Origin of the sequence: Streptomyces sp. NPDC057854 (genome assembly GCF_042797055.1) — a bacterium.
In the GTDB taxonomy this organism is placed as follows: domain Bacteria; phylum Actinomycetota; class Actinomycetes; order Streptomycetales; family Streptomycetaceae; genus Streptomyces.
In genome coordinates this window covers 66,793-78,735 of sequence record NZ_JBHVMF010000016.1, presented here as the reverse complement: position 1 = coordinate 78,735, position 11,943 = coordinate 66,793, and the positions used below count along the sequence as shown (strand labels likewise).

Below are 11,943 nucleotides of genomic sequence, written 5' to 3'. Positions count from 1 at the left end.
ATCTAGGAGCCGTTCAGCAGCTTGTAAAGCTCCTCATCCATATCCATCTCTTCGGGCGTCTCAGGGGCAGCCGCGGGCTCACCCTCGCCGGGCTTTTCAAAGGTCATTCGAAGCCGGGCGCGATCCTCAACCGTGGCGCCCCATTTGGCGACGCGCTGACGAATCTCACCGGCCAGCTTGAGATCACCGAGGAAAAGGCCGTCCACGAGCTTCGTCGTGAGTTCGAGCTCAGCCCAGTCGGTCTCTGTCCAAGCCGCTGTCTGCGGGGCGGTGCTCCAGGTCTTCCAGAACCGTCGGGCTCCGCCGGTCGTGACGCCGAGGGCCTTGGGCAGCTCGCGGCCGGGCTGGGCCGCCGCCGGCAACGTCTGTGCACTGGGGTGCGCGTTGCGCCGCTGGGCGTTCTCCTTGGGTGCGGGGCCTCGGGTCATCGAAGCCTCACCCCCGACACGTCCACGTCGTACAGGTCCGCCAGGTCCTCAAGCTCAAAGAGGGCATCCTGACGCCAACTCCGCTCGCGCTGGGCGCGGTTGGGCTGGTCAGCAGCTCGGAGGCGAGGGCCCTCGGGCTCCTCCTGGACGTCGCGCATTGGTGCATCACTCCTAGTGCGGTAACAACATTCTTGGAAGCGGTCGCATCAGAGGGGCGGCCCTGCTAACGTCAGTTCCACGCCCGATCGCAAGGCCGGGCGGTGCTCCCCGCACACGCGGGGATGGCCCGGATGCAAGGAGAGGGCGCACATTGCTCCCCGCGTAAGCGGGGATGGCCCGCGTTACGAGCAAAGGCCAGTTGCTCCCCGCACCAGCGGGGATGAGGAAGGCCCTCCTTCGGGAGGGCCTTCTCCTTTTGGTCTAGCTAGCAGGGCTCGAACCTGCGGCCTTCCGCTCCCAAAGCGGACGCGCTACCAACTGCGCCATAGCCAGAGGTACCCGCCGGCAGGGTCGAGCTGCCGTAAGCGGGCCTGCGCCGATTTCCCCGGCTCTGTATGTCCGGGCCACCTCGTATAAACGCCAGGGTGCTTGCAGCCCCCGCATGCCCCCAAGTCGACCTGTAGGGCAGAGGCTAGAACTGCGACTGCTGAGCCGGTTGGACTCGAACCAACGACTCAGGGATTAAGAGTCCCCAGCTCTACCAACTGAGCTACAGAACCAAAGTGGCGGGAGCGGGAGTCGAACCCGCGGCCTCCGGATTATGAGCCCGGCGCGCTACCGACTGCGCTATCCCGCTAAGCGGCCAAGGAACGAGGCGGGGACTCGAACCCCCGGAGGCCAACCACCTGATGGCGTCAGGCGCCGGCACCCACCGGCCTGCCTCGTTCCCTTGCTGACATGGCTGGACTCGAACCAGCAACCTCGGGATTAACAGTCCCTCGCTCTGCCATTGAGCTACACGTCACTGTGATACGGAAACCACGCCGTACCCTGCATGCCCCCGCTGAGACTCTTACGCGGCCGTGGCCGCTGGTCCCGGAACTCGCATGCTTCCCAGCTCCAAGCTAAGCCCGGTGTTTACATGATCCGGGAACACGCACGGGAAGAGTTTAGACATAGGAGTAGGACCGTGAATCACTCCTAGAGCCCCCTGCCGGATTCGAACCGGCGACACCCTGATTGGAAGTCAGGTGCTCTGCCCAGGCTGAGCTAAGAAGGCTTAAAGGCTTGTCCGCTATCGAAGCGGAGCCGCGACCTGATCCCACACGATCACAAGCCTGTTAGGCGCGTTACGGGATTCGAACCCGCGCCACCCCCTTCGCGGGGGAGTTCTAGGCCGCTGAACTAAACGCGCGTCTCGTCCGTCCCCTGATCAGGGGGAGTTTCAGAGACAGGGGAGCTACCCCACTTGGAGGAGGGCGGGGCCGCCTCGCCCGCTTTGCTTTATCCCGCTCAGCTCATAGCCGGGAACCCTCTCGTTGACCATCCTGGATTTGAACCGGGGACAACCGCCTTATCAGGGCGGTGCTCTAACCAGACTGAGCTAATGGCCATTACTGCTGCCGGCGATCCTTCGCCGTCTTCTCTCTGTGGCAGCCCTTGCAGAGGGTCTGCGCGTTGTCCAGGGTCCAGCTGCCGCCCTGGGCGATGGGGAGGACGTGATCGACCTCCAGGCCCTCACGCTCACCGCAGCGGACACACGCGAAGCCGTCCCGAGCGAGAGCCCGCGGGCGCACCTGGCGATCCCACAGGCGGCGTGCCGGACTCCGACTCACGTTCCTGGCGCTCGTACGGGCCCAGGCCCGCTCAGGTGGTGCGTGGGTTTCACATCGACCGTTTCGGACGGTCCGTCGCACGCACCCCAGGACGAGGCAAATGGAGGCAGCTCTAGGCACGACCACTCCCCTCGTTAGATCAGGTGTTCGAATGAAACCAGGCAGGCCGGTCGGTAATCCGGGTACTGGTGGTGACCCCGGAGGCTTCTGATCTGGCGCCGGGGCCACCGCCCCGCCTGAGCTCTACCTGGGCGGCTGACCGACAAGGAGACCCATCAGGGGGGGAGTTCTAGGGTGGACATGAGACAAACGGAATATCTCACTCCAGGGTTCAAACCTGTAAGGTTGCTGCAAGTAACCAACCAAACAGTCTCTAACTGAACTCTCACTAAGTAAGTACGTGTCCTGTGCCGGTTCGGCGGACACGTGGCGGCACACTTGAGACCTGGATCACATCCGAGGGGTAATTCGATGTGTAAACGGCCCTCGGGCCGGTAACATGCCTCGAACTCTCACGCCCCCACCCAGCCAGAGAGTGCCGCACCTTAAGCGCCAAACTGCTTGAGCTTTAAAGGAATGGGAAATGAGACCCGCTAAGCTCCCTGGAGACTCTGAGCTTCTGAGGTTGGAAGCCGCCGGTCTTACCCATGCTGAAATCGCCGCTCGGTACGACGTTAGCCGGCAGGCTGTCACGAAGCGCTTCAATCAAATGGACCGGTACCCGCGCCAGCAATTCCGCGATGTCACAGCTGTGCTGCCCTGGGACATTTCTACCTATCCGGCCAAGCATGAGATCACGCACAACGAATCGATGATCGGCCTCCGGGCGTTCCTGCTTCAGCAAGCGGGTAGCGAGCTGTCAGGGCGCCACACCCTGGCCTTGCGCGTCTTTACGTCCCACGTTAAGGCTGGAGAAGTTCTGGAATTGGACCCTGTCCAGGGCTTGCGCTGGGTGCAGCGGGACGAAGTGAGAGACGGATCACTGGTGATCCGCTGGCCGGAGGGCGTCCCCCAGGACGAGCGGACGGCCATGTTCCGTCTTCCCGCAGCCCAGAGCCCCCCCGCAGGGGAAGCTACCGAAGGGTAGTCGCGAGGGAACCGCACAGGCCCGGCAGGGTATGACCTGCACGGGCCTCTTTTGGTTGTAGGGCCTCAACAGTCTGTTGAGTGTGATCTAGGACACGCCTTTTTTCACACTTGCTTCACACGTGAGCAGGCGTAACCTCGTGTCACGGGCGATCGTTCGCACTGCCGTTCGAACGCTCTGGAGGTTCAGCACGAGGCAAGAGGGGGCGCGGGCTCATGGTGTTGGGGATGTCTGCCGGCCAGTGGCAGACCCGTGAGGAGCTGCGGGCCGCCGTACGGGAGGCGCGCGTGCTTCATCGGACGGAGGTCTACCGGTCGGAAGCGCTCAGGGTCGCTCGCGTGGTCACCCTCACCGCAGGTACGTACTTCATCGTCACCGAGGCTGGGGGAGTGCCGGGAAACGACGCGGCGGCGCTGAAGCGGATGAGTTCAGAGCTTCGGGCGCCCTGGCGAAATCGGGTTGTGGAAACGGACTCGTACGATCACCCTCATCGATGGTTCCCGATGTCCACTAAGTTCTGGGTCCACGTGGTGCACCCGGAAGCACGATTCGAATGGGAGACGAATGGGCGACCGTTTTTCTGTGCTCGCAACCATGGCAAGGTCCGTCAGTCAAGTCGAGCAGTACGAGAAATGCCCGCAGCAGTATCGGCTACAGCGGCTTGAGCGGGTCAAGCCCCGTCCTGCTGCGTGGTCTCATCAGGGGTCGGCATTTCACGGTGCCATTGAGACGTACGAGGAAGGTGGGCGAAGGCTTGCCGCGGATCAGGTGGCAGACCTGTTCCACGACGACTACAGCCGACGTATCAATGAGAGCCTTGCCCAGGAGCCCAACCTGGACAGGTGGTTGACCGCCGGCACTGACGGTCAGTCCGACATTGAGGCGCGGTACGTCCTGGGGATGAGCCAGGCAAGGGCCTATGTCCAGTGGGCGGAGAAGCACGAGCCCGCCATCTGGAAGGACTCGGCTGGCAGGCCGGGCATCGAAAGGCACTTGACGGCGGACATCGGGGGTGTCACTGTCCAGGGCTACGTGGACCAGCTCCTAGAGCAACCCGACGGTTCAGTCCGGGTAAGGGACCTCAAGACCGGCTCGACCAAGAGCCGGTTTCAGCTCCAGACGTATGGGGTCCTGGCGCGCAAGGTGCTCGGGGTTCAGGTCAACGATGCTGATTGGTACATGGCCAAGACGGGCGGGCTTTCCAGACCTGTGGACCTGACCGAGGTCACTGAGGAACAGGTTGCTGAGCGCTTCGTCAGGGTGGACCAGGGCGTGAAGGCGGGGGACTTCCCCGCCAAGCCCGGGTTCCACTGCCGATTCTGCGATGTATCGCACGCGTGCTCAGCTAAGCGGGGGTGAAACCTAGTTGCTCAGGGATTGTTGTTGGCATATGCTGACACTAGGTGGAACGGCCCCTTCCGGGCCCTTTTTTATAGCAAGTAAGTTGCCTGTTGGGTGTCGGTGTGAGCTGGAAAGGAAGGTGGGCCGTTGTTTTCTCTTGCGCAGTCGGTAAGAATTCGGGGCGCCGCGGGCGAACCGATCCCTCACACCTTCAAGTCGCTCAGGCGACTAGAGGTTGAGTTTCGTCGCTCGGAGCTGTCCCTAGTGGTTGCCGGCCCCGGCACGGGTAAGTCGCTCTTCGCTCTGTTCCTGGCGATGACGGCGAATGTGCCCGTGCTGTATTTCTCGGCGGACTCCAGCTCTGCGACCCAGGTGTCTCGTGCCACGGCCATGATCACCGGGGAGGACGCAAAGACCATCAAGCACGCCTTGACGGAAGGCGACTTCTCGGAGTACGAAGCGGCCCTAGGTAAACGCTGGTGGACGCGCTTCAACTTTTCCGCCAGGCCGACACAGCAGGAGATAGAGCTTCACCTTCTGTGCTATCTGGAGGTGTACGGCTGCACGCCTCACCTACTTGTGGTGGATAACGTTACGAACGTTGATACCGGAGCTGTGGGCGATGCGGAGAGCTTCACATTTGGCTTGGAGGGCCTGTGCGAATATCTAGACGACATGGCGCGGGCCACAACCGCTCACGTTCTCGGTCTCCACCATGTAACTGGAGAGCACTCGGACGGCCTGAAGCCAATTCCACTGAGCGGGGTCAAGGGCAAGGTGCACCGTGTGCCGTCCCTTATCCTCACCATCCACAAAGAGGTTGACGGAATGAATAGCCGCATCCTTAATGTGAGCCCAGTGAAGAACCGCGAGGGGTTCGAGGATTCCTCCGGGGGAACCTTTGCCAGCTTCCGCCTGAACCGCTCAACATTGCGGTTGGAGGAGCTTGATGAGGAGTTCCCCGAGTCTCTTTCTGCTTAATTAGTTGCCTCTTGGGCGAGGAAGGCGTAACTTGACGATGGAAACCACGGTGGCGGTTCAGAACATCCGAGGCGGCTTCAAGGCTGAGCGCGAGTTTGGGTTCGCACTCGAAGGACGATTTCCCGGGCTGGACCTGTCGGGAGTGGACACGGAAGGTGTCGCCATTGTCGTGGAGATCAGCGACGCCAGGCGCCTGAACCTGCACCAGCTTTCCCGGGTACTCGTGGGGGCCGCCAAGGGCGGAGTGAAGACGGCAGTCATCAACTTCCGGAACAGGGGCCTTGTGCAGGCAGTGCCGCTGTTCAACCTCTTCGCCATGGTGGACGAGAACACCCGGCTCAAGGAACTGCGCAAGCTGGAGGCGGCCATCAGGACGGGGGTCTGATGGCCGAACCCCGCAAGGGCTATCGAGAGTGCACGAAGTGCGGGAAGAACAGATCTGAGAGGTTCTACACCTCCTCTCGGGGGAAGGTCTGTTCGTCCTGTCGCAAGTCGAGTCGCCGGCAGGCATCGCGCAACGCGCGAATCCGTACCACCTACGGGTTGTCTGCCGAGGACTATAGGCGCCTCTTAGAGGCGCAAGGGGGAAAGTGCGCGATCTGTAGAGAGACGCGCAAGACCAATTTGGCCGTGGACCACTGTCATAAGACGGAGGCGGTTCGCGGCCTTCTTTGTGCCCGCTGCAACGGACAACTCCTAGCTCGGGGGGCTAGGGACCGTCCAGACGTACTCAGGCGGGCCGCCGATTACCTAGAGGACTATCCGGCCTGGAAAGTCCTCGGACCTCGCTACACATACGACAGAGGGAATGAAGATGTCTGAGGCCAAGCGCACGATCATCACGCAGGAAGTCACCGAGACGAAGCAGGTGCCGGTGCCGGCCGTCACGCTGACCCTGACCATCGAAGAGGCAGAGGCCCTTCACGCCGTGGTGGGCAGCATCAGCGGAAACACCAAGGCATCTCCGCGCAAGCACACGGACGGCATTTACTACGCGCTTCAGCGGGCGGGGATCTCCACCGGCGGGAAGCGGGTACAGAAGCAGATCTCCGGATCTCTGCGCTGGCACAACGAGCCGCAGTCCTTCTCTTCCCCCTACAGCTTCTGAGGGCGGGTGCTTCCATGAGCGACACCTACACGGGATCTGACTTCTCATACTCCCGCCAGTGGCGCGGCAATCACCACCTGTGGCAGGCCGCAGCTCGAAAGTATGACTTCCCGGTGACGCGCTACAAGGTGGGTCCCAATGGTGAGCGACAGCTCATCGAAACCACCGATCGCTGAAGTTCTGGCCCGCTACTACGGGTTCTCCACGAAGGCGACGAGGGGGCGAGTGAAAATCGCTTGCCCCCTCCCTTCGCATCCGGACTCAAACCCTTCAGCCTCGGTGGATCTCGATAAAAACCGATGGAATTGCTTTGCGTGCAACCTGTCGGAGGATTCCTATGCCGTAATCATGAGGGAGGACAAGCTTGGCTTCACTGAAGCCAAAGAATTCGCACGTGCCGAATTCGGTGGAGACAGCGAAGAGGTATCACGAGGCGTACCAGGGAAGCCCGGCCGAGGCGTACATAGCAGCTCGGGGCCTGGCAGAGGTCGCAGGCAGGTTCGGCCTGGGCTACGTCGCTTCGGCGACACCTGGGCATGAGCGGTACGCGGGAAGCCTCTGTATCCCCTACATACGCCCTGCCGGCGGTGAGCACGGAGTGGCTACCTGCCGATTCCGCTGCATCGCTGACGAGTGCGTGAAGGACCCCAGCAGCGGCCTTTACCACTTCCAGGCGGGGGAGAAGGAGCGGCACGAGGGCCACGGCAAGTACATGAGCCTGCCGGGCGACCCGCCTCGGCTCTACAACACGGCGGCCCTGATCGAGCCCAGCCCGGTTCTAGTCGTTGTTGAGGGGGAGTTCGACGCACAGTCGTGGACCCTCGCCGGCATTCCTGCCGTTGGCGCTCCGGGCACTGGGACATGGCGCGAGTACTGGACTCCTGCACTGCTCGGCTACGAGGTGGTCTATCTGGTGGCCGAGGACGAACCCGGACTCGTCTTTATGGACGGGCTTGCGGCTGAATTGCCTAACGGAAAGGTCATCAAGATGACCGACTCCCGGGACTCCAATTCCATTCTCATCAGCTCTGGGCCCGAGGCCCTGAAGAAACGGATCGGCCTGTGACTTGGACTATCGATGACAAGGTCAAAATTCAGGTAGGCGAGCACACCGGAAAGCGGGGCCGCGTTGTCAGCATCAACGCGGGAGGGCACTACCCGAATTACGTCAAGGTATACGGCTCCCCCGTGAGGTACGTCTGGTACCGAGACAACGAACTCAAGCCGGTAATGGAGCTGAAGTCACCTAAGGCGGTTGATCCGGTTGATCGCCCTGGGCATTACACGTGGCTCCCGAACGGCCTGGAGGTCATTGACCTCGCCGAGCACATGAACTTCAACCGAGGCAACGCGGTCAAGTACCTCGCTCGCGCTGGGCGAAAGTCCAAGGCAACCGAGATAGAGGATCTGAAGAAAGCCAGATGGTACATCGAGCGGGAAATCTCGCGACTTAGGGAGGCGTGACGTGAGCGCAACGTGGGCGATTGAGGCGACCGATGAGAAGGCTCTTGCGGTCCTGCGAGAGGTCGTTGCGGAGCGGCCCGAGTACGTCTATTCGTGCCCGGAGTACATGGCCGCGGGTCGTCACATGTCCTGCTTCTACGCGCACACCGATGAGGAGGGCGCGCTGGTGAGTGCCGGCTGTGTGGTTGGGGTTGTACTCAACCGGCTCGGTATGCCCCTTGAGGAGTTGGCAAAGGAGGAAGGGAGCGGGGCGTTCTCAGTGATCACCCGACACTTCCCGACGATTTCCGGACGTGTGAGGGATCTCCTCCACGACGTACAGATGAGCCAGGACAGCGGAGACCCGTGGGGGCTGGCTTACGCAAAGGCGACGGGGAAGACCATTTGAAGCGTGTAGTTGTCATATCGGACCTTCAGGTTCCGTACCACGATCCTAAGGCGCTGAACAACCTGATCAGCTTCATCGGGGAATACCAGCCTGACGAGCTGTACCAGATCGGTGACCTGAACGACTACGAGACTCCCTCCCGCTGGAACGAGGGAACGAAGTACGAATACAGGCAGCAGGTCAAGAGCGATTCGGAAGTGACGAAGCGCAAGGTTCTTGAACCGATCCGGGCCGTCTACGACGGGCCGTTTGGAATCCTTGAAGGCAACCACGACCTTCGGCCACGAACCTACCTCTCCACCAAGGCGCCGGCACTTGCCGAGTACGCCGATGACTTCCACTTCTCCAAGCTCCTGGACTTTGACGGCTTCGGTGTGTCACTGACCCCGCCGTTTCACAAGGTGGGGCCGGACACCGGGCTTATCCACGGTCACGAGATCAAGGGGCTGTCCAGCATCGCAGGCACGACCGCCTATGCGCATGCGAGCAAGGCAACCATGAATCTCGTCATGGGCCACACTCACCGCCTGGGCGTCCGCCGGCACGGCCCATCGCATCTCGGGGGAATGCGATGGGGCTTTGAGGTCGGGCACGTGATGAACCCGCATAAGGCTCAGTACCTCGGCCCTGGTGCAGTGGCGAACTGGCAGGCAGGCTTCGGCATTCTCTACGTCGGTGACCACGACGTATCCCCCTACCCCATAGACATTCGCCGGGACGGCTCCTTTGTCGTTGAAGGCGAGCGCTATGGGCAAATCGTTCGCGGCGCCAGAGGGCGCTTCGCAAAGAAGGGGGTTACCACGTGACTGAGATCGACTGGGCTCACGTGGCAGGAATTGCCGACAAGACGGCACGATCCATCGCATCGGCGTGGAGTGTGGTGGAGAAGGATGACGTCAAGCAGGCCATCCTTCTGCACGCGTACGAGCGTCGGACTCTCATCGAGAAGAACTACAGCGACACATTCCTCTGGCAGTTCGCGAAGAAGGCAGGCACCCAGTACGCCTCCAAGGAGCGAGACGCCCGAGACGTTGAGGATGGAAAGTACTACTACACACCTGACGAGGCGAAGATGGCCCTAGCCACATTCGTCTACTCCGATGAGGAGCTTGGCGGAATGCTGGGCAAGCAGGACGACCTTCTACTCTGCCGCGTCACGGACAACCTTGTCTCCGCCCGTCTCGACGCGACTATTGCGCTCAACCGACTGCCCCAGAAGACGCGTGAAGTTCTTATGCGCCGGTACGTCTACGGAATTCCTCCGAGGGACGACACAGAGCGCAAGGCAACCAACCGCGGGCTCGATGCGCTCGCACGTCAGATGAACCGAGATCTACGGAAGGCCACTGCATGACTGAATTCCCCACCGAGACCGCCCGGACGGTCTATGAGCGCACGTACTCCCGCGTCAAGCCGAACGGCCAGCAGGAGACTTGGGAGGAAACCGTTGCCCGGGTGGTGGACGGCAACCTTGCCCTTGTCCCAGAGCGGTACATCGAGGAAGGGGAGCGGGCCGCACTGGTGGACCTGATCTCCACCTTCCGGGCTCTGCCGGCGGGGCGGCACCTCAAGTCAAGCGGCGTCAACCCCTTCGCCCTCAACAACTGTTGGGCGGCAGGCTGGGAGGCGACCAAGCCCGAGGAGCACTACACGTTCACGCTCCTCCGCCTGGCCGAGGGCGGCGGTGTCGGCGCCAACTACAGCAGCCGCTACTTCGAAGACTTCCCCGAGCTGGTGATCCCCGTAGAGGTCCATGTCGTCTGCGACCCGGACCACGCTGACTACCTTGACCTCGTAGAGGCTGGGCTGATCAGCACCGAGTACAGCCACGAGTGGACTGGGGCCTACCAGGTCCAGGACAGCCGCGAGGGCTGGGCGGAGGCCCTGGGAGACCTCATACGGACTGCACACGACCCCACGACACGTCACGCAGCGCGGGTGTACGACGTGAGCCGCGTACGGGCCAAGGGGAGTCCCCTCAAGCAGTTCGGGGGTACGGCCTCAGGGCCCCTCCCGTTCGGGCAGATGCTCCAGGCCGTGGGCCAGGTGCTGAACGGTGCCCACGGCCGGCAGCTCCACGGCATCGACGCTATGCAGATCGATCACGAGATCGCGCAGTGCATCGTCTCTGGGGGTGTTCGCCGGTCGGCCCGCATGTCGATCATGCATTGGCGCGACCCGCTGATCTGGACGTTCCTGCGGATCAAGGCGGGAGGGGGCCACTGGACTACGAATATCTCCGTTGAGATTGACGACGACTTCATAGCCCTCCTCCATAAGATGTCCTCTCCGTCTATGCCGATCCTCCGAGAGATCGCAGCCGGAATGCTTCGAAACGGCGAACCCGGTATCTGGAATTCGAGCCTCACGGCTGCGGGTGAGGTTGATGGGACCTACACCACGAATCCATGCGGGGAGGCAACCCTTACCCCTTGGGAGCCGTGCAACCTCGGCTCCGTAAATCTCGGCGCGTTCGTGGACGAACACGGGATGATCGATGATGAGGGGCTTCGGGAGGCGCACAGGTACCTCACCCGTTACCTGATTCGTGCCACCTTTGCCGAGGTGGCTGATCCGAAGTCTGCCGAGGCTATTGCCAAGTACCGGCGCATTGGGGTGGGGCATCTCGGCTTTGCCGACTTTCTTGTAAAGCTCGGTGTGAAGTACTCCGAGGCATCCCGCGAGGGGATCGGCTTTGAGCTTGATGTGATGGCTCGGACCGTCACTCTTGCGGCTCAGGAATACGCAAATGAGCTGCGGATCCCTGTTCCCATCAAAACGCGCGTGATTGCTCCTACGGGAACCACGAGCAAGCTGGCCGGCACCAGCGGCGAGGCCGTTCACGCACCGTTTGCCGCGTACTTCAAGCGCCGCATCCGCTTCTCGGACCTTGAGCCCGCTGAAAAGGCCCAGGTCGAGGAGTACCGGCGTAAGGGGTACCACGTGGAGCCGGACAAGTACGCCGCGAACACATCTGTCGTCACCATTCCGACCAAGGACCCGCTTGTTGATACGGGGGGCGAGAACTTCCAGCATGCTGGGGATCTCACGCTTAAGGACATGCTGTCCGTCCAGGCGCTTTACCAGGAGCACTGGGCAGACCAGGCAGTCTCTTACACGGTGAACGTCGACCCTGAGGCTTACTCGGTTGACGATCTCGTTAAGGTCCTGGTTCCCTTTCTTCCGAGGCTCAAGGGAACCACGATCTTCCCGGAGCTTTCCTTTGAGCAGCCGCCTTATGAGCGGATCACAAAGGAAGAGTACGAGGAGCTTGCGGCAGCGGTCGGCATTGAGACCGCGGACACCTCCTACGACGAAATCTGTGCCTCGGGCGCCTGCCCTATCTGAGGCGCCTCTCTGCATTCAGTTTG

Annotated in this window: 16 protein-coding genes and 7 tRNA genes; 14 read left to right on the top strand and 9 right to left on the bottom strand. The window is 61.8% G+C overall.

Annotated elements, in window-relative coordinates:
- Positions 1 to 2 precede the first annotated feature (2 nt).
- From ACFVQZ_RS22960 to ACFVQZ_RS22920, 9 genes are all read right to left on the bottom strand, one after another.
- Positions 3 to 428: a hypothetical protein gene (locus ACFVQZ_RS22960; RefSeq protein ID WP_383625439.1), complete on the bottom strand. Its 426-nt coding sequence runs from the start codon at positions 426 to 428 to the stop codon at positions 3 to 5.
- Positions 429 to 844: 416 nt separating this feature from the next.
- Positions 845 to 920: transfer RNA gene (locus ACFVQZ_RS22955), tRNA-Pro, on the bottom strand.
- Positions 921 to 1,074: 154 nt separating this feature from the next.
- Positions 1,075 to 1,148, bottom strand: a tRNA-Lys gene (locus ACFVQZ_RS22950).
- 3 nt (positions 1,149 to 1,151) lie between these two features.
- Positions 1,152 to 1,224: transfer RNA gene (locus ACFVQZ_RS22945), tRNA-Met, on the bottom strand.
- 96 nt (positions 1,225 to 1,320) lie between these two features.
- Positions 1,321 to 1,392, bottom strand: a tRNA-Asn gene (locus ACFVQZ_RS22940).
- Positions 1,393 to 1,572: 180 nt separating this feature from the next.
- A tRNA-Gly gene (locus ACFVQZ_RS22935) sits at positions 1,573 to 1,647 on the bottom strand.
- 64 nt (positions 1,648 to 1,711) lie between these two features.
- A tRNA-Ser gene (locus tag ACFVQZ_RS22930) sits at positions 1,712 to 1,782 on the bottom strand.
- Positions 1,783 to 1,906: 124 nt separating this feature from the next.
- A tRNA-Ile gene (locus ACFVQZ_RS22925) sits at positions 1,907 to 1,981 on the bottom strand.
- Entirely contained in the window at positions 1,982 to 2,164 is a 183-nt protein-coding gene (locus ACFVQZ_RS22920; RefSeq protein WP_383625436.1) for an HNH endonuclease, read from the bottom strand.
- A gap of 622 nt (positions 2,165 to 2,786) precedes the next feature.
- Between ACFVQZ_RS22920 and ACFVQZ_RS22915 the strand changes: the two genes are divergently transcribed.
- The 14 genes from ACFVQZ_RS22915 to nrdJ all read left to right on the top strand — a co-directional run bounded on the left by ACFVQZ_RS22915 (position 2,787) and on the right by nrdJ (position 11,920).
- Complete coding sequence (locus ACFVQZ_RS22915; RefSeq protein ID WP_383625433.1) at positions 2,787 to 3,290, top strand: hypothetical protein; 504 nt, start codon at positions 2,787 to 2,789, stop codon at positions 3,288 to 3,290.
- A 582-nt stretch (positions 3,291 to 3,872) separates the two neighbouring features.
- A complete protein-coding gene (locus ACFVQZ_RS22910; protein ID WP_383625430.1) occupies positions 3,873 to 4,649 on the top strand; it encodes a RecB family exonuclease in 777 nt (258 codons plus the stop codon).
- Between the two features lie 129 nt (positions 4,650 to 4,778).
- Positions 4,779 to 5,612 (top strand): AAA family ATPase, encoded by an 834-nt coding sequence (locus ACFVQZ_RS22905; protein ID WP_383625427.1) that lies wholly within the window; start codon positions 4,779 to 4,781, stop codon positions 5,610 to 5,612.
- Positions 5,613 to 5,643: 31 nt separating this feature from the next.
- Positions 5,644 to 5,997, top strand: coding sequence for a hypothetical protein (locus ACFVQZ_RS22900; RefSeq protein ID WP_383625424.1), 354 nt, complete (start codon positions 5,644 to 5,646; stop codon positions 5,995 to 5,997).
- On the top strand, positions 5,997 to 6,434 hold the full coding sequence (locus ACFVQZ_RS22895) for an endonuclease VII domain-containing protein (protein WP_383625421.1): 438 nt from the start codon (positions 5,997 to 5,999) through the stop codon (positions 6,432 to 6,434). Before ACFVQZ_RS22900 ends, ACFVQZ_RS22895 begins: the two co-directional genes overlap by 1 nt.
- Positions 6,427 to 6,720: a hypothetical protein gene (locus tag ACFVQZ_RS22890; protein ID WP_383625418.1), complete on the top strand. Its 294-nt coding sequence runs from the start codon at positions 6,427 to 6,429 to the stop codon at positions 6,718 to 6,720. The genes ACFVQZ_RS22895 and ACFVQZ_RS22890 overlap by 8 nt, the downstream gene beginning before the upstream one ends.
- Before the next feature lie 14 nt (positions 6,721 to 6,734).
- Positions 6,735 to 6,896 (top strand): hypothetical protein, encoded by a 162-nt coding sequence (locus tag ACFVQZ_RS22885; RefSeq protein WP_383625415.1) that lies wholly within the window; start codon positions 6,735 to 6,737, stop codon positions 6,894 to 6,896.
- Positions 6,859 to 7,260 (top strand): CHC2 zinc finger domain-containing protein, encoded by a 402-nt coding sequence (locus ACFVQZ_RS22880; RefSeq protein ID WP_383625412.1) that lies wholly within the window; start codon positions 6,859 to 6,861, stop codon positions 7,258 to 7,260. The genes ACFVQZ_RS22885 and ACFVQZ_RS22880 overlap by 38 nt, the downstream gene beginning before the upstream one ends.
- Positions 7,184 to 7,786: a topoisomerase gene (locus tag ACFVQZ_RS22875; RefSeq protein ID WP_383625683.1), complete on the top strand. Its 603-nt coding sequence runs from the start codon at positions 7,184 to 7,186 to the stop codon at positions 7,784 to 7,786. Before ACFVQZ_RS22880 ends, ACFVQZ_RS22875 begins: the two co-directional genes overlap by 77 nt.
- Positions 7,783 to 8,184 carry a DUF3310 domain-containing protein gene (locus tag ACFVQZ_RS22870; RefSeq protein ID WP_383625409.1) on the top strand — a complete coding sequence of 134 codons (402 nt, stop codon included), beginning with the start codon at positions 7,783 to 7,785 and terminating at the stop codon, positions 8,182 to 8,184. Before ACFVQZ_RS22875 ends, ACFVQZ_RS22870 begins: the two co-directional genes overlap by 4 nt.
- A gap of 1 nt (position 8,185) precedes the next feature.
- Positions 8,186 to 8,572: a hypothetical protein gene (locus ACFVQZ_RS22865; protein ID WP_383625406.1), complete on the top strand. Its 387-nt coding sequence runs from the start codon at positions 8,186 to 8,188 to the stop codon at positions 8,570 to 8,572.
- Positions 8,569 to 9,378 carry a metallophosphoesterase gene (locus ACFVQZ_RS22860; RefSeq protein ID WP_383625403.1) on the top strand — a complete coding sequence of 270 codons (810 nt, stop codon included), beginning with the start codon at positions 8,569 to 8,571 and terminating at the stop codon, positions 9,376 to 9,378. The genes ACFVQZ_RS22865 and ACFVQZ_RS22860 overlap by 4 nt, the downstream gene beginning before the upstream one ends.
- Positions 9,375 to 9,926, top strand: a complete 552-nt coding sequence (locus tag ACFVQZ_RS22855) for a hypothetical protein (RefSeq protein WP_383625401.1) — start codon at positions 9,375 to 9,377, stop codon at positions 9,924 to 9,926. Before ACFVQZ_RS22860 ends, ACFVQZ_RS22855 begins: the two co-directional genes overlap by 4 nt.
- Complete coding sequence (gene nrdJ, locus ACFVQZ_RS22850) at positions 9,923 to 11,920, top strand: ribonucleoside-triphosphate reductase, adenosylcobalamin-dependent (RefSeq protein ID WP_383625398.1); 1,998 nt, start codon at positions 9,923 to 9,925, stop codon at positions 11,918 to 11,920. The genes ACFVQZ_RS22855 and nrdJ overlap by 4 nt, the downstream gene beginning before the upstream one ends.
- Positions 11,921 to 11,943 lie beyond the last annotated feature (23 nt).